General features: G+C 40.5%; 12 protein-coding genes. 3 read left to right on the top strand and 9 right to left on the bottom strand.

The window, feature by feature from the left end:
* Nucleotides 1-10 precede the first annotated feature (10 nt).
* From DFQ12_RS20365 to DFQ12_RS20335, 7 genes are all read right to left on the bottom strand, one after another.
* Nucleotides 11-793 carry a M90 family metallopeptidase gene (locus DFQ12_RS20365; protein WP_120260876.1) on the bottom strand — a complete coding sequence of 261 codons (783 nt, stop codon included), beginning with the start codon at nucleotides 791-793 and terminating at the stop codon, nucleotides 11-13.
* 1 nt (nucleotide 794) lies between these two features.
* Complete coding sequence (locus DFQ12_RS20360) at nucleotides 795-1,550, bottom strand: hypothetical protein (protein WP_147420448.1); 756 nt, start codon at nucleotides 1,548-1,550, stop codon at nucleotides 795-797.
* Between the two features lie 63 nt (nucleotides 1,551-1,613).
* On the bottom strand, nucleotides 1,614-2,897 hold the full coding sequence (locus DFQ12_RS20355; protein ID WP_120260874.1) for a glucose-1-phosphate adenylyltransferase: 1,284 nt from the start codon (nucleotides 2,895-2,897) through the stop codon (nucleotides 1,614-1,616).
* A gap of 6 nt (nucleotides 2,898-2,903) precedes the next feature.
* Complete coding sequence (locus tag DFQ12_RS20350; protein WP_120260873.1) at nucleotides 2,904-4,316, bottom strand: glycogen synthase; 1,413 nt, start codon at nucleotides 4,314-4,316, stop codon at nucleotides 2,904-2,906.
* Between the two features lie 88 nt (nucleotides 4,317-4,404).
* On the bottom strand, nucleotides 4,405-6,363 hold the full coding sequence (gene glgB, locus DFQ12_RS20345) for a 1,4-alpha-glucan branching protein GlgB (RefSeq protein WP_120260872.1): 1,959 nt from the start codon (nucleotides 6,361-6,363) through the stop codon (nucleotides 4,405-4,407).
* Nucleotides 6,364-6,365: 2 nt separating this feature from the next.
* Complete coding sequence (locus DFQ12_RS20340) at nucleotides 6,366-8,825, bottom strand: glycoside hydrolase family 31 protein (protein WP_120260871.1); 2,460 nt, start codon at nucleotides 8,823-8,825, stop codon at nucleotides 6,366-6,368.
* 141 nt (nucleotides 8,826-8,966) lie between these two features.
* Nucleotides 8,967-9,440 (bottom strand): Dps family protein, encoded by a 474-nt coding sequence (locus DFQ12_RS20335; protein WP_120260870.1) that lies wholly within the window; start codon nucleotides 9,438-9,440, stop codon nucleotides 8,967-8,969.
* 149 nt (nucleotides 9,441-9,589) lie between these two features.
* Here DFQ12_RS20335 and DFQ12_RS20330 point away from each other — a divergent pair, with 149 nt between their 5' ends.
* Together DFQ12_RS20330 and DFQ12_RS20325 are read left to right on the top strand one after the other, a co-directional pair.
* On the top strand, nucleotides 9,590-11,278 hold the full coding sequence (locus DFQ12_RS20330; protein WP_120260869.1) for an RluA family pseudouridine synthase: 1,689 nt from the start codon (nucleotides 9,590-9,592) through the stop codon (nucleotides 11,276-11,278).
* 301 nt (nucleotides 11,279-11,579) lie between these two features.
* Nucleotides 11,580-14,177 (top strand): DUF5686 family protein, encoded by a 2,598-nt coding sequence (locus DFQ12_RS20325; RefSeq protein ID WP_120260868.1) that lies wholly within the window; start codon nucleotides 11,580-11,582, stop codon nucleotides 14,175-14,177.
* A 626-nt stretch (nucleotides 14,178-14,803) separates the two neighbouring features.
* Here the strand turns inward: DFQ12_RS20325 and DFQ12_RS20315 are convergent.
* Entirely contained in the window at nucleotides 14,804-16,483 is a 1,680-nt protein-coding gene (locus DFQ12_RS20315) for a protein-disulfide reductase DsbD family protein (RefSeq protein ID WP_120260866.1), read from the bottom strand.
* A 123-nt stretch (nucleotides 16,484-16,606) separates the two neighbouring features.
* The gene (locus tag DFQ12_RS20310; protein WP_120260865.1) at nucleotides 16,607-17,674 is read right to left on the bottom strand and encodes a PLP-dependent cysteine synthase family protein; all 1,068 of its coding nucleotides are present in this window, start codon (nucleotides 17,672-17,674) and stop codon (nucleotides 16,607-16,609) included.
* A gap of 161 nt (nucleotides 17,675-17,835) precedes the next feature.
* On the opposite strand from DFQ12_RS20310, the gene DFQ12_RS20305 reads away from it, so the two are divergent.
* Nucleotides 17,836-18,294, top strand: coding sequence for an Lrp/AsnC family transcriptional regulator (locus DFQ12_RS20305; RefSeq protein ID WP_262903069.1), 459 nt, complete (start codon nucleotides 17,836-17,838; stop codon nucleotides 18,292-18,294).
* The last annotated feature ends 94 nt before the right edge of the window (nucleotides 18,295-18,388 follow it).

Genomic DNA, 18,388 nt, shown 5'->3' with positions numbered 1-18,388 from the left:
TTATCTCCACTTAACTTTGCTCAAAAATTTTAGAAAGTGCAGTGTAAAGTTCTGGATGGTTTTTTTGAAATTTCGTTGGATTTTCAAAAAAGTATTCGGATGCGACAGCAAAAAATTCACCCGGATTGGTCATACCATAGGTATCAATATCCGATTGATGCTGTTTTATTTTGTTGATTTCCTCCCGTATTAGATTCATAAACGGAATCACAGCCGCCTTATCCAATAAATAACTGGGCACACCGTCTACAGTACCATCGGTTTTATCGATGAGATGTACAAATTCGTGGATCGCTGTATTCTGACCATCACTTGCATTTTGGAAACCATATTCTAATGCTGATTTAGATAAAATCATCTGACCATTCATGGCACCTTCTCCGACCATTCCCATGATATTCCGGTCTGCATGGCCTTCAAATTGATAATCGGCATTGAAATGTGCGGGATAGATCATAATATTGGTCAGATTTGGATAAGTCCATTTCTTAAATGCAAAGATTGGAATAATTGCACTGGCTGCAATCAGCATATAATCTTTCAGCTCCAACGTGACGCCCACCCCCTCGATCTTGACCGTATCCAGAAAAGCAAGACAACGTGATTCAAATTCCTGCTTATCTGCAATAGAGAGACGGCGGTAATAGGCAACCTCCTTTTCCAGGATATCCTTCCCCTCATCACTCAAAACTCGTTTGATAGCCTTATTATTTTTCGCGGTACGATTTAACAGGTAATAGACAACATAGATGGTTACTGGTACGAGCAGTATAATAAAAATCTTTCCTAACATATTATTTTATCTTGACCCAATGGGGATCTCTGGCTTGCAAATTACGCAAAAAGCCTTTAAAATGAGATGTGCCAAATAAGATTAAAATTTTCTGTTGCGGAGCGTCAGCCACAAGAGAAGCTAGATTTTCCTCGCGCTGTTGCATGACAAACTCTTTGTCAAACTTATTCTTGAGCGCTGTTTTGATGGGTTTACAAGTGTAGGGTGCACTTAATGGGGTATCGTAATCGCAGCCGTCCAGCTGTATGGCACCATAGCGATACTCAAAATCATCCAATAATTTATTTTTAGGAATATCGGCATTAACTGCGGTTCCATAGTCAACCAGAAAAAAAGAATAATCCGGTTGGCTGATAATGCGTTGTCCCAATTTACGGTACAAAGGTGCTCTTAACACGCGGGAGGTATCTCCGGGAGTTTCAATACATTGTTGTAAGCCGAGACGGTTACCGGTCAATTTTCTGAACTTACGATCATATAGATCACGTTGTGCTGCGCTATCTACCTGATAGGCGATACTTTCATAAAAGACAACATACCCCGATTTTTGGAGCGAATCTACCGCAGCCTGTATCTGATCATAATATACACGTGTCCCTAAATGCCGCATCGGGATATAAATAATACGACGGTCACCATTATGGAGTTCAAATTTTCGTGAAGCATCCCGTAATACACCTGTACTCTGTACCATTAAGGACGTATCGCAGCCAACAAGTGTGATCAATACAAAAAGAAGGGAGATAATCTGTTTCAAAGCATTTATTTATTACAATAACATGCAATTATAACAATATATTATCTCCCTTGTTTAATAAATTTATACTGTTGCGAGCCCGATTGTCGTTCCACTCGGGATAACCGCATTTTTTTTGATCACAACAATACCATCACAAACGGTATAAGTCTGATGGTTGGCGTTCAACAAATGGGGGCCACCATTGATGCGAACATCATTTCCAATACGACAGTTTTTATCCAGAATCGCATTTTCAATATAACAGCGTTCACCCACACCCACAATGGGCATATTTTTTCTTTTCGCTTCATCCATATCCGAGAAATCCTCGTAATAATCCGATCCCATCATATAGGTTCCTCTTACGACAGAACCGATACCAATACGTGAACGCACGCCAATCACTGAACGGTCGACCTTATCGGCATGGATAATACATCCATCGGAGATAACCGAATTAATCAATGTCGTGCCCGAAATCTTAGATGGCGGCAGCATACGTGGTCGGGTAAAAACCGTATTTTTATCAAATAGGTTAAAGGCTGGAATATTATCCGTCAGTCCAATATTGGCTTCATAAAATGACCCTATTGTTCCAATATCTGTCCAATAGCCCTCATATTGATAGCTGAGTACGTTGATATCTTCAATCGCATCTGGAATAATTTCCTTTCCAAAATCCATTCCGCTGTTTTCCTCCAACAGGCGTTTTAGGACACCTTTACTGAACACATAGATCCCCATGGATGCCAGGTACTCACGGCCCTCGGCTTTCAAATGATCGTTCACTTCTGAACTCCAGTCCACCAACTGCTCACTATTGGGCTTTTCTATAAACGAAGTGATGTGGTTGTGCTCATCCGATTTAAGGATTCCAAAACCTGTTGCATCTTTGCCATTGACAGGAATGGTCGCAATCGTCAAATCACCTTCGTTCTGTACGTGAAAATCCACCAGTGCATCAAAATCCATCTGATAAAGCTGATCCCCCGACAAGATTAAGACATAATCGTAATCTATGCTTGCCAGCTTCTTGAACGATCTACGCACAGCATCTGCAGTACCTTCAAACCATTTGTCACCATCATTAGTCTGTTCGGCCGCCAAAATATCGACAAAGCCCTTACTAAAAATACTGAAGTTGTACGTATTCTTAATATGCGAATTCAACGAGGACGAATTGAACTGTGTCAATACAAAAATCTTATTGAACCCCGAATTGAGACAATTCGAGATGGGGATATCAACCAAGCGATATTTTCCTGCAATAGGAACAGCTGGTTTAGACCGTTGGTCGGTCAACGGATACAGACGCGAGCCCCTTCCTCCGCCCAAGACGATAGCTACTACATTGTGATGTGACATATCAAATTAAATTAATTGGTTATATAGATTTAAGTATTTCGCTGCGGATTTATCCCAGGAAAAATCCAAACTCATTATTTTGTGTTGGTTGTCTTCAAATTTAGACCTATTTTCATAGTATTCGACAGCGCGGACAATAGCCTTTCTGATATCAGCTACCTTAAGCGTGTCAAAACCAACACCGTATCCATTGTTTTCCAAATCGATGACAGTATCTTTTAGCCCCCCCACACGGTGTACAATCGGCAAGGTTCCATATTTCATGGCATAAAGCTGATTGAGTCCACAGGGTTCAACCCGTGAAGGCATCAAAAGAAAGTCTGCACTTGCATAAAGCCAATGCGCAAGATTTTCATCATAACCAAAGAACACATCAAAATTTTCTATCTGTTTATCCACGAGCATTTTTACCCGTGCCTGAATCGCTGGATCTCCAGCACCCAGTATAAATATACTCAATCTTCCGGGAAAATTTTCAGTCAAATCCAAAATTATATCCGGCAATAAATCGGCTCCTTTTTCCGTCGCAAAACGACCAATAAAGACCAATAATGGAAGTGCTGGGTCAATTTTATACTGCTGTGCTAGTGCCTGCTTATTTTTGAGCTTACCTGCAAAGGCCGAGGCAAGATTATAATTTTCAATCAGGGTATAATCTTTATCGGGATTCCAGATATCCCAATCAATTCCGTTGACAATCCCGACCGACTTATGCCGCTCATCATAAAATAAGTGCTGCAAACCGTTCGCATCGACATAAAGCTCTTCAAGGTAACCCTCTGAAACAGTCGTATAGGCATCACAGCACTTGATCAGTGCTGCAAGTGGATTGATCAGACCATCCCAGTCCAGGAGTCCCCATTTCCAACTATCAAAACCAGGCAATAAAATCGCTTTGCTCCAGTGTGTCCAACCTTGGTACTGGCCATTGTGAACTGTCGCAACCGTCTTTACATCAGCAAGGAAATTATATTCATTGCTATATTTCATCAAAAAAGGCATTAAACCAACATGATGATCATGGCAATGGACAATATCAGGTACAATCGCTTTTGCCTTGAACCAGTTTAACACAGCATGTTGAAAAGCGATAAACTGCTCGCCCTCATCGGGGTAACAATAGACTTCCTGACGATCCAATTTACCAGGAATTTTAATCAAATAGAGTTCAAAACCCAGTATATTATCTCTTTCCTTGAAAACACTATAATCTAATCGTTCGGATCCTTGAAAAAAAGTCCCCTCATAAACAACATCAAAAGAATGATCCTTGACAAATGGGCGGTCGTACCATGGCATAATGACAGCGGCATCCACTCCAAGTTTAGTTTGATACTTGGGCAACGCTCCCACCACATCCGCTAGACCGCCAACCTTGGCTATGGGATAGCATTCGACACTTAAATGAAATACTTTCATCTGTACATATTTTTTTCCATCGTTCAGATGGAGCTTATCCTATTTGAAATTTACTTTTACCTACTCCTTCAACCGATAAAACATACGATCACAGCGGAACACGCTCTCCCGGTTTTACAGGTACCGCTTCTTTCACAACCTTCTTGCGTTTAAGAATATAGCCTCCCAGCGGCGGAAGATTGACCTGAGCAGATTGCACCTGGTTCATCCAATGCAGGTGTTCACTTGCCACATGTTGACTACACACTCCTGAACCGAAATATTTAAGATCGTCCGAACTCAAAACAACTTCCCATTCTCCTGCATAAGGCAGTCCGATACGAAAATCTTCGCGTACAACAGGTGTTAAATTAATCACAACCACGGTATCATCCCATTGATCAAATGCCTTACGCCAATAGACCAAGACCGAATTTTCACGGTCGCCAGCATCTATCCATTCAAACCCTGAAGCATCAAAAGCCTTTTGAAAGAGGCTGGGTTGTTGTTGATAAGTCGCATTTAAATCGGCTACAAATTTTTTCATACCCTGATGTGGCATAAATTCCAACAGATGCCAGTCGAGCGATTGATTCACATTCCATTCGGACGTTTGTCCAAACTCTCCACCCATAAACAGCAATTTCGTCCCTAAGAAAGTATACATGAACAAGTATAACGCCCTTAGGTTAGCAAACTTTTGCCACTCATCGCCAGGCATTTTATAAATCAGGGGCTGTTTTCCATAAACAACTTCATCGTGTGACAGCGGGAGCATAAAATTCTCATGAAAAGCATATACTGTGGCAAAAGTGATACGGTCGTGATGGTATTTTCTATTGATTGGATCTTCCTTAAAATAATCCAATGTATCGTGCATCCATCCCATCATCCATTTCATTCCAAATCCCAGACCACCGGCATAGGTTGGTTTACTGACACCGGGCCAGGAGGTCGATTCTTCGGCGATGGTCTGTACATCCGGAAAATGTGCATAAACAGCCTCATTAAATTCTTTTAGGAATTGTACGGCTTCCAGGTTCTCATTACCACCAAATTCGTTCGGAATCCACTCACCGGCATTGCGGCTATAATCCAGATACAACATCGAAGCGACAGCATCTACGCGAAGTCCATCAATATGGAAACGGTCCAACCAGTAAAAAGCATTACTGATCAGAAAAGAGCGCACTTCATTGCGACCATAATTAAAAATATACGATTGCCAGTCAGGGTGAAAACCCTTTCGTGGATCTTCGTGTTCATAAAGACTTGTACCATCGAAGCGATAAAGTCCATGTGCATCACCGGGGAAATGTGAAGGTACCCAATCCAATAGTACCCCAATTCCGGCCGCATGGAGCGCTTCGATCAGGAACATTAAATCCTGCGCAGAGCCATAACGCGAGCTTGCAGCAAAATAACCTGTAATCTGATATCCCCATGAGGGGTAATAGGGGTGTTCCATCAAAGGCATAAATTCTACATGTGTAAAATTCATTTCCTTGACATAAGCCACAAGCTGTACAGCAATCTCCCGATAGTTTAATAGCGTATCTGGGCTCTCTGGATCTCTTGCCCATGAGCCAAGGTGCAGTTCATAGACCGACCATGGCTGGTCCAGTCTATTTTTTACGATACGCTCCTTCATCCAGTTTCCGTCATTCCATTCGTACCAATTAGAATGGACGATGGATGCCGTTTTAGGTGCTACCTCCCATTTGAATGCGAATGGGTCACCTTTCTCAAGCTCTTCTCCTGAAGAGGTCTGAATACAATATTTGTAAGTTTCACCATTGGCTATTCCGGGAATAAAACCTTCCCAGATTCCACTTGTGTCCCAGCGGACATGTAAAGGATGACTCCCCTTGTCCCAGAAATTGAAGTTTCCTGTTACGGAAACGGATTTTGCATTTGGGGCCCAAACCGCAAAATAAACGCCTCTTTCACCCTCTACTTCCAGTTCATGCGAACCAAATTTTTCATACAATTTGAAATGCTTGCCCGATTGGAACAGCGCAACATCAAATTCCGAAAAAAGACTATGCGGTATTACTTGATTGGCCATGTTTAACCCTCTATCAATATGTTTTCAAATTCACGTGCGACATTAATCCAATATCGCCCCTGTTCATCTTTTTGTATTTTTGTATCAATCCCATCTGTTTTCACCTTTTTAACAGCAAATGGTAGACCTATCAATTGCAACTTATACTCTTCATATCGCTCGGTAAATAATCCGTCACGGGTCTGCTTGATAGAAAGGGAATCTTTTAATCCAGACAGTGTAAAACATTTTTCCAAATAGATATCTTGTTCATAAGCAAACGTATCACCATGATCAGAATACACGTATGAACGATGTACTCCTTCAGAAAAATAGATATTCAATTGCAGTTCTTCCACTTTCTTTTCACCAGTGTATTGCATGACTGGATATTCTGGAATAACAGATCCACCACGAATAAATAGTGGCATTTCATCCAGCGGTGTTGCGATAGTATGTTCCTTTCCACCAATATAAACCTCATTATTGAAGTAATAGAACCAGTCTCCCGCAGGAAGGTAAACGATCTTGCTCTTCTGACCGGGTTGCAACACTGGTGACACCAATATTTTATCGCCAAAACAGAACTCTTCTTCACGTTGCCAATTGGTCGGAATATGTTGCTCCACCATCGAAATTGGACGCAAAATCGGATAACCATATTTCGTTTGTTCCCAAAAACAGGTATAGATATAGGGTAACAGTTTATATCGCAATTCTATAAACTTTTTATTTATTTTCTCCCAGTCTTCACCAAAACTCCAAGGTTCACGATCGCGGGTATCCCCTGCGGAGTGCACACGCATAAATGGCGAAAAAACACCAAATTGCATCCACCTTGTAAACAGCTCCCCATCGGGTTCTCCTGTAAATCCACCAATGTCTGTTCCGCAAAAAGACATCCCTGACGTCGACAAACGCTGCAACTGCAGGGTGCCCAGCTTGAGATGCTCCCAACTCGCTAAATTATCTCCAGTCCAAACCGAAGAATAACGTTGTGTGCCAGCATAAGCCGCTCGTGTAATGGTAAATGGCCTTTTGTTTTTATACAATTTCTTTAAGCCATCATAGGTAGCACGCACCATCTGCATACCATAGACGTTGTGTGCTTTGCGGTGCGATCCACGATGTCCATCGTATTGATGTCTGACATCATCTGGAAAAGTCCCACGACCAAACACCGCTGGCTCATTCATATCGTTCCAAAAACCTGCCACACCATCTTCCACCAGCCCCTGGTATAAGGTTCCCCACCACTGTCTGACCTCAGGGTTTGTAAAATCAGGGAATTGACAGCGCCCAGGCCAGACGAACCCCTCCATAAAATAATCATCACCACGGCGACAGAAATATTTATTCTCTTTACCTTCTCGAAATACCCAATAGTTTTCATCCACTTTAATTCCCGGATCAATCATGACCACCGTCTTAAAACCGTCGTTGGCAAGATCAGCAATCATTTTTTTCGGATTTGGAAAATATTGTTTATTCCATGTAAAACAGCGATAGCCATCCATGTAATCAATATCCAGGTAAATGGCGTCACATGGGATTTGTCTTTTTCTGAATTCTTCGGCCACTTTACGCACATTGGCTTCCGGATAATAGCTCCATCGACATTGATGATAACCAATAGCCCAAAGTGGAGGCAAATAGTGAGTTCCCGTCAAGGTATGGTACCTACGGATCACGTCAATAATATGCGGACCATGGATATAGTAATATTGTAATTCACCACCTTCCGACCAAAAGCTGGTCTTTCCTGGATCCTCGGCAGCAAAATCGAAATAAGTCTTAAACGTATTATCAAAGAAAATACCATAAGCTTCACCATCCTTTAGTCCAATGTAAAAAGGAATGGTTTTGTATAAAGGATCCTGATCATAAGCAAAGGCATAGGTGTCCGAGTTCCAATTCTTTAATCGCTTACCACGAAGATTAAGCTTAGTGGCCTTATCGCCCAGTCCATAAAATGCTTCATTTTCAAAAGCAACTTTAGTACTATAAACATAGTATCCGCCAAAATCCGGACTTTCTTCCCAGTGCATTGGAGCCAAATCGGCATTAAACAGTTTACCCGCTCTGTCAGAAAAGGAAATCAAAAAGTCGCTTTTATTGATGCGACATGAAATGGTGTTTGTATGAACACTATAATGGTCTACCTCCTCTTTACATTGGTGTATACTGACACGATGGTCTTTCTTTGCCAGAGCATAGGAAAAATCTTCCAAAAATGTCCCCTGTGGTGCCAATCGAACACGTACAATCTCATCCGTTACGATCTTAATCTCGACTTTTGCCTTACCATCGGAAAAATAGTATGATTTGTCATTTTGATTGTGGGATACAACTGTTTCTAGGTATTTCTTTTCAATTTTAGGTAAATCCAATACCGGATTATTCACATGATGCATACTTTCCAAAGTACCATCATTTTCTTCCTCGTTTAGTGTGGTTTGATTTAGGTTGTCGTCTTCAAGCATAGCTGTAATATGTTAAAAGTTTCTGAAGGCTTAATTCCTCTTTAAGATAGAAAAATTATCCTGCGCCGACAACAAAACATAAAAAAAAATCCCGTTCCTTAAAAGGAGCGGGATTATCCATATCAGATGGGACTACATCTACTATTTTATAAAATGAGCGCGCAGCATCCAAGCCATTTTCTCGTGTTTTTCCAACAAGCCCACCAAAAAATCTTCCGTACCATTATCAGCGGTTCCCTCAACGACAGCAATATCCCCACGAATTGACATCGCAATAGACTCGTGATCCGACAGCAGCTCTTTATAATAAGATTGACTATCTGTCTTTTCAGATGTTGATTCTGTCAAACGCGTTAATTTTAGATATTTATCAAATGTACCTACCGCATAGTGACCCAATGTACGTACACGCTCCGCCACTTCATCAATAACTTCTGCCAACTCATCGTATTGGGATTCTAAAAATAAATGAGCAGCGTGAAAATCAGCTCCTTCAACATTCCAATGCGCATTGCGTGTTTTCATATAGATAATATGCTCATCGGCCAATAAGACATTGAGCAATTTCGCAACTTTTTTTAAGTCTGCATCTTTAATTCCAATTGAAGTTTTCATATTGTGTTTATTTGTTAACTATATCTTTTAATTGCTTAGTTAAATTTACCCAAAAAAGAAGTGGAAACAAAAAAAACTGGGTTTAAAATGTCATTTCAATAGCATAATAACCGTATTTTTGCAGGCAGAATATTATTAGAGGGAAGACTGTGGGTACTTTAGACAACAACGCTTATTTTCATGCATTCAAAGAGGATATTTCGGGTATCGAACTCCCCTTGCGATTTACCTTTCCATTTTGTTATGAACCACATGCGCTAGCCATTATCGCTGCGGAAGAACTTCAAACTTATCTGGAGACGCAAAACGAGTGGACGCATAACTTTGGTCTTGAAGAAAATAACGATAATCTTGCCATAGGCAAGATGTTTGGCATACTGGTTGTCCGCGATCAACAGCATCGGCTCGGATACCTTGCCGCTGTATCCGGCAAGCTTGCTGGTAGCAATAAACACCAATACTTTGTTCCCCCAATATTTGACATGCTGGAAGAGGATGGCTTCTTTCTGAATGAAGAGGTACATTTAAATGCCCTCAACAGGAAAATTGAATTTCTTGAAAACAGTGAAGAACTTGAACAGACAACAAGCAATCTCAATAGATTAAAAGGTTATTGGGACACACAGCTTGAGCTGCTCAAAACAAAGCTTAGAAGTCAGAAAAAAGAACGCAAGGAAACCCGAACAAGATTGCGTCCCCTCCTATCAGATGAGGACTTCGAAATGCTCATGGAGGATATGCGCAGTCAAAGCCTAAAAGACAAACAGGAACTCCAACGTTATCAGTATGACATGCACCTGGCGTTGGAATCTGAAAACCTTAAGCTCCAACAATTGCTTTCCGAGATTTCTGCATTGAAAGAAGAGCGTAAGATGCGATCTGGAAATTTGCAAAAGAGACTTTTTGAACAATATAATTTTTTGAATGCAACAGGACAGCACAAGAATGTCGTTGCTGTTTTTCAGGACTTTGACCAAAGCACACCGCCCGCAGGTTCTGGAGAATGCGCAGCGCCCAAATTATTGCAGTATTCTTACAGCAACAATCTTACACCCATAGCTTTGGCTGAATTTTGGTGGGGTTGCTCCCCTTCCTCCGAAATCCGTCGGCACAAAAACTATTACCCGGCTTGCCGTAAAAAATGTGAACCTATTTTGGGTTATATGCTTCAGGGACTAAACGTTGACCCGAATCCCATGCAACAGGAAACAACACTGCAAACGGAGCTCCCGCAAATCTATGAAGATGAAGATATTATCGTCTTCAATAAACCAGCCGAGTTTTTGTCTGTCCCTGGGATATACGTCAAGGATTCAGTCTACAATCGTGTACTCCAACGTTATCCTGCAGCGGGCCCTATTATTATTCATCGGCTGGACATGTCCACTTCAGGACTGTTGGTTGTTGCTAAAAATAAAGAAGCCCATCAATTTATACAGGATCAATTTATACAACATACCATTGCAAAAGAATATATCGCTTTACTCGATGGCATTGTTGAACAGGAATCTGGTCTAATTGATCTCCCGCTCCGTGTGGATCTCGATGACAGGCCCCGACAAATGGTCTGCTACAGCTATGGCAAGCCTGCACAAACCAAATGGGAGAGAATCGCAATTGAAGACGGCAAAACAAGGGTCCGTTTCTATCCACTAACAGGCCGGACGCATCAACTTCGCATGCATGCCGTACATCCAAACGGACTGAATACACCTATTGTAGGTGATGATCTTTATGGCAGAAAATCCAATAGATTACACCTCCACGCCGCTTTCATTAAGTTTATACACCCAGGTTCTAGACAGGAAATCAGCTTTCATATTCCTCCTGATTTTTAACGCAATTGACTATATCGTTACAAAAGTCAGCAAATATTTGATCGGAAAATCATCGTGAAGTCAAAATGTGGATGATAAATTATTGACCTAAATCAATAATTTGAGACAAACAACTGCAAAACAACCATTTAAACCCAAAAACAAATAAGCACATTTCCTTTATTACATTACAATAAAATTTTAAATATTCTTAATTTTTTGCTTCCTTTGTTCACTGATTTTTTGATTTTAATACTTATAAAGTCAGAAATAAAGTAAAAACAACAAAACAATTTTGAATTTTCAAGATTATAGCAATATAATGGAAGCTAAAATAAACACAAAAACCTTCATAACTAAACTCTTTTTCTCGATAACATTTCTGCTATCAGCGGCCCTAGCCTTTGCTCAAACCAAAACGGTTACAGGTACAGTCAAAGACGCAAAGACAAAGACACCCATTGCCTATGCTACTGTGGCTGTAGTAGGTGCGCCAGCTGCTGCGGGAACTTCTACGTCGACCAACGCGAATGGAGAGTTTAGACTGGTATTTCCGACATCTTATGTCAAAATCAGAGCAAGTTATGTCGGTTATGATAATAAGGATGCTTTCGTGACCAATGATGCTGTACAGTCAAAAGAAATTCTGATGGATGCACAAGACAATATGCTGGAGGAAGTTGTTGTCAAAGCCCAGAAGAAAAAATATAGCAATAAAGACAATCCCGCAGTCGCCCTGATCCGTAAGGTTATCGAAAATAAAGAGAAAAATCGCCTATCGGGACAGCAATACGCCGAATTCGATCAATACGAGAAGATGTCTTTGGGATTAAGCAATCTTTCTGAGAAGTTTGTCAACAAAAAAATCTTTAAAAACTATCAATTTCTTTTTGAAACAGACGATTCGGCCAAAACGGCAAATAAATATGTGTTACCGGCTTTTATCGAAGAGAAAATGTCCAAAGTGTACTACCGTAAAGATCCAAGTAAGACCAAGCAGTATATACTCGGTGATCAACGGGCACAGTTTGATCCCAAATTTATCGATAATGATGGTCTAGCAGCATACTTTAACAAACTCTACGAACAAGTTGATATCTATGACAATAACATCTCATTGGTAACAAATCAGTTTTTGAGTCCGATAGCAAACTCTGCACCGACATTTTATAAATTTTTCATTACTGATACCATTAAAACTTCTCAACCTTGGTTGGTTGAGCTGAGCTTCGTTCCCCGGAATAAAGCAGACATGTTATTTAAGGGACAGCTGTATGTCACGTTGGATGGTAATTATGCCGTTCAGGGCGCTAATATGACTGTTGCCGATGATATCAACCTAAATTTTGTGCGCGACCTTCAGGTTCAGCTCAAATTTGAAAAAGATAGCAAGAGTAGATTTTACCTAAAAACCAGCACGTTAGGCATTGATTTTTCACTAACGGAAAAAGGAATGGGAATTCGAGGAAGCCGGACGGTCAACTATAATAATTATAAAGTCGGTATTCAGCAACCAGATAGTATTTACGATGGTCCTTCTACGGTTATTGCTTACAATATCGAAAATAAGAAAGCAACCAAATCGTTATTTGAAACACAACGCCCATTGGCTTTGGCGCAAAATGAATTGAATATTTACCATAATATTGACACGCTACAGAAAATCCCTTCGTTCAGAACCTTCATGGATATTGCTGCCTTGGTTCTTTCAGGTTATAAACAAGCCGGACCTGTAGAAATTGGCCCAGTGAACACATTCTACAGCTTTAACCCTGTTGAAGGATTTCGCTTGCGCATAGGTGGTCGTACAACAGAGGCATTGAGCAAACGCTTCTATGCCGAGACCTATGCAGCCTATGGCTTCAAGGATCAAAAGTGGAAGTACTTTTTTAGTGGGACCTATGCTTTCAATAACAAATCAGTATACTCCTTCCCTATGCACTACATCCGGGCGTCTTATAAAAAAGATACCAAGATCCCTGGACAAAAGCTTGAGTTTATTCAGGAAGACAACTTTTTACTATCCTTTAAACGTGGTGATAATGACCGTTATATCTACGAAACCAACTACGGATTGGAGTATAAAAAAGAATTCTTGAACCATCTGGCTATTGGTGCTGGATTTAATATCAACAAACAATCTCCAGCAGGCAGCTTAACCTACCAGATGTTGGATGAAAATGGACAAAACAAATTGTTCAACGAATTAAATACAACAGAATTATCGGTCAACTTCAGATACGCACCGCATGAAGAATTTTATCAAGGTAAAATCTACCGTACTCCGATTTTCAATCAATACCCGATATTCACATTCAACTATACTGCAGGAATAAAAGGTCTAGCAAAGGGAGAATATAATTACCATAGTTTTAACGTCGGTGCATTCAAACGCTTTTATTTAAGCCAGTTTGGTTTTGCAGATGTCACAGCAGAAGGGAATTACATTGCCGGAAAAGAGATTCCATTTCCTTTCCTAACGATCCACCGGGCAAACCAGACTTATGCGTACCAGTTAAACTCGTACAACTTAATGAACTTCCTGGAATTTGTCAGTGACCACAACGCTTCCATCAATGTGCAGTATTACATGAACGGATTCCTATTGAATAAGATCCCATTAATCAAAAAGCTTAAATTACGGGAGGTCTTTAGTTTCAAAGGTGTTTATGGTGGTCTTCGCAAAGAAAACGATCCAGACGATCCAAATTATGGTTCTAAAGTGTTTGCATGGCAACGCAATGCAGACCAAATTCAAAGTTCATATACATTCGGTTCTGAACCTTATATGGAGGCCAGTATCGGTTTATCCAACATCTTTAAGATTTTGCGTGTAGACTACGTCAAACGTCTGAACTATCTTGACCATGTTGATGCTCCAGCTTGGGGGATCCGCGCCAGAGTCAGATTTGATTTCTAAGAGTTTCCGTAAATTTATATTATAATTTTGAGGCCCTGTCGATTGAGAGAATGACAGGGCCTCTTTTTGTTCTATTGAACAAATCCGGCCAGCGGGGTTCATCTCAACTTTGATCAGGTATACAAAGTTAATCAGAAAACCTCCGATAACGATTCGACTTTGCACCGCGGCGGCTATGCAATATCGGGTTTGTCCATTCCTTGACAACTGTTCAGCTGAGTTTCGAGATCGCTTCGACTGGCCTTCGGAACTGCTTCGACAGCTTTGTAGAACCGATGGGAGACTGCTTCGAGATTTGTTCGGGACTTCTTCGACTGTTGTTCGAGTGTGCTTCGACAACGCTTCGGGAGCGCTTCGACTGGCCTTCGACTATTCTTCGACAAGAAGTCGAAGGCCAGTCGAACAGTTGTCGAAGAAATCCCGAACCAGTCCAGTCTCTGTTCGGACGCTGTTTCGAAGCTGTCCCGAACAGATTCCGAACAACTCACAATGAATATCCGAAGAAATCCCGCGTAGGTCATGAAAAATGATAGGAAAAAGTTCCTATTCCAAAGAAAGCATGATCAAAAAACAAAAAAATCCCCCTTGCAAACAGCAAGGAGGATAAAATTAGAATATGACGATGGTTAGTTTTTCTTTTTAAAAGCATCTACACCACTCTGTAGAAATGCCTTGTATTGTTCAACATTGTAATTTGCGCCACTTTGAGGAACCAATATCTGACCATTTGGGTCGACGATTACATATAGTGGTTGCGAATTACTATTGAATGATGAAGCTTGAAAATCGCTGTTTTTATTTCCGATAGTTTTTATTTTTTTATTACTATACTTGGAAACAAATTGCTCATTGGCAGGCAATTCAGTTTTATCATCCACAAATAACTCTGCCATAACAAATTCTTCTTTCAACAATTTGGCTACCGCAGGATCAGTCCATACGTTTGATTCCATTTTACGGCAGTTGACACAATTCCATCCAGTGAAGTCAATCAAAACGGGTTTATTGAGTTCCTTTGCTGTTGCTAGAGCCTGATCGTAATCATAATAAGGATCAAAGCCTTTTGGTGTACCACGCCCATGGAATATTTCTGCATATTTTTTAACTTTTCCATCCGTATGCGCCGCGGAGCTACTTCCAACTCCGGTAGATAAATCAAAATCTTGGGTTGCCGATGGCGGTAAAAAGGCTGAAATAGACTTCAAAGGTGCACCCCATAAGCCCGGAATCATATACACAACAAAAGAGAAAACAACAATAGCCAATATCGTTCTTGGAACGGACAGAAATTTAAGATCACTATCATGAGAAAACTTAATCTTACCTATCAGATAAAGCCCCATCAAACCAAATACGACAATCCATAGCGACAGAAACACCTCTCTGTCTAACCAATTCCAATGGTAAGCCAAATCTACATTTGACAAGAATTTCAAAGCTAGCGCCAATTCCAAAAATCCAAGTACCACTTTAACACTGTTCAACCAGCCGCCTGACTTGGGTAGAGATTTAAGCATCGATGGGAACATCGCAAATAACCCAAAAGGAATTGCCAAAGCGATAGAGAATCCTAACATACCAATGGCTGGGCCCAATCGTTCACCTTTTGAAGCCGCTTCCACCAACAGGGTTCCGATGATCGGACCCGTACAGGAAAACGATACCAACGATAAGCTAAATGCCATAAAAAATAGACCAATAAGCCCACCTTTATCCGATTTGGCATCCATTTTATTGACAAATGAACTCGGTAAAGTTATTTCGAATGCACCGAAAAAAGATGCAGCAAATACCACTAACAGTAAGAAGAAGATAAAATTAAAAATTCCATTGGTTGAAAGTGCGTTGAGTGCATCAGAACCGAATGCTATGGTAATAATCATCCCCAAAGCAACATAGATCACGATAATAAAGAGACCATATAATAAAGCCTTGCTGATACCACTGGCGCGACTACCAGACTGTTTGGTGAAGAAGCTCACCGTCAACGGGAGCATCGGAAATATACATGGCATCAATAAGGCAGCAAAGCCCCCAACCAAGCCCGCGATGAAAATACTCCAAAGCGATTTTTTACCGTTTTCAGCAGAATCTCCCGCCTTAGCGGTCGCAGCTACCGTTTTGCTGGAATCAACACTTGCTGTCACCGTATCCGGTGACTCTTCGAATGATAGCGAATCCGGGCTGATTGTACCATCCGTAAATTCGATACCTTCCGTGTTAGCCGTGCTATCCTGCTGCGCAAACATAGCGAGAGGAAGAATAAGCAGGAATAAAAGGGTTAATAGTTTAAAATTAGTTTTCATCAGCGTATAATGTGTTTTTCATAATTTATTTGCTTTGAGACCTATTTATCGTTCCGATGTAAATAAAACCCGAGGAGTATGACGCTCCCCGAGTTAACTATAAACATATGAAACTAAATCTTATTAGGCTCCAAATACAGGATTTGGTAGTCTACATATTGGTTGAAAGCCCAGAAAATCAACATCACTGGATAGATACCCCGGTTTAACAGGCTCTTCCTTAACCAAATCTGTGCTTAAATATTTTTTATTGTCATCACATAGTAACGTAACGACGACTGCATCATCCCCTAGCTCTTGCTGTAACTTAATGGCACCAATAACATTTGCGCCCGAAGAAATCCCAACGGCAAGTCCCAATTGCCTTGATAATTTCTGCGCCATAATGATCGAATCGCCATCATTGGCACAAACGACCTCGTCCAATTCATCCAGATCAACAATAGCCGGTATAAATTCATCAGATATACCTTGAATACGATGTGAACCTACTTTATGTCCTGTTGTCAATGTTGGACTCTCCGCAGGTTCCAAAGGATGTACACGAACACTTGGATTCGCCTTCCGTAAACTACGTCCTACCCCCATAACCGTTCCGCCTGTTCCCACTCCTGCTACAAAGGCATCTGCCACTAGCCCCTGCTCTTCCAATTGTTTGACAATTTCGTAACCAGTCGTTTTTTCGTGTGCCTCCGCATTATATTGATTTTCGAACTGTCGTGGCAGAAAAACCCCACCCGCAGCAGCAAGCTCTTCGCTCAAACGAATACTCCCCAAGAAACCACCTTCTTCTTTGCTGATCAACTGAATATCGGCGCCCATACTTCTAATAATATCGGTTCGCTCTTTACTCAACCAATTCGGCATAATAATCTTCACCTGATGCCCCAAAGCCTTACCAATTGCTGAGAAGGCAATTCCAGTATTTCCACTTGTAGCTTCGATAACCACATCTGTTGGTCTAATTTGGCAATTCATATATGCTTTATACAAAATATACAAAGCCATTCTGTCTTTGATACTACCTGTTAAATTGTAATTCTCACATTTTACAAATACCCGGCCTGGCTTACCTTTGTAGGTATACTGCAATTCCAACATTGGCGTGTTTCCAACCAATCTCCACAAATGCTTAAATCTTTTGTCCAATGCCGGTGATAAGCATGCACTTAGTAATTCTTGTTCAGCCATTTTTATATAAATGATTATTCTGTTGCAAAATTGACCAATAACAAGATATTATTCAATAGATAACTATAATTTCAAGAAAAATTAAATAAAAACATATAAATAACAATAAATTATTCATTCAAACATTGTAATTTTGCAACAACACCGAAAATATTCAGATTATGGAATTGGATGAAATTGATTTAAAACTACTGCGCTTATTACAGCAAGATGCTTCATTAAGTAATAAAGAACTGTCTTTCGAATTGAATAAATCAATTGCAGCAGTACATGAAAGGGTAAAAAAATTAAAAAGATTAGGCTATATCAAGAAAACTGTGGCAATCTTGGATCGGCATAAGATCGGTATCGGATTAATTTCGTTTTCGCAGGTATTCCTCAAAGCACATACCTTCGAAGTACTGAATGAATTTGAAAAAGAAGTGGCTAAATTTCCTGAAGTCATGGAATGCTATCAGATGGCGGGATCTTATGATTTCATGTTGCGTATTGCCACCAAAGACATGGATGCTTATCATATCTTCTTAAGACATCGCCTTGCTGTATTACCGCAAGTCAATACAGTACAGACTTATTTTGTGTTATCGGAGACAAAAAGTGAAACCGCCTATCCCCTCTAATTGAACAGAGCCTATCTAAAAAAAATTGAGGTATTGATTTATACAAAATCAATACCTCAAATATATCAATCAATCAATCAATCAATCAATCAAT

It is taken from the genome of Sphingobacterium detergens, assembly GCF_003610355.1.
GTDB lineage: Bacteria > Bacteroidota > Bacteroidia > Sphingobacteriales > Sphingobacteriaceae > Sphingobacterium > Sphingobacterium detergens.
This window is presented reverse-complemented; position numbering and strand designations above follow the sequence as displayed.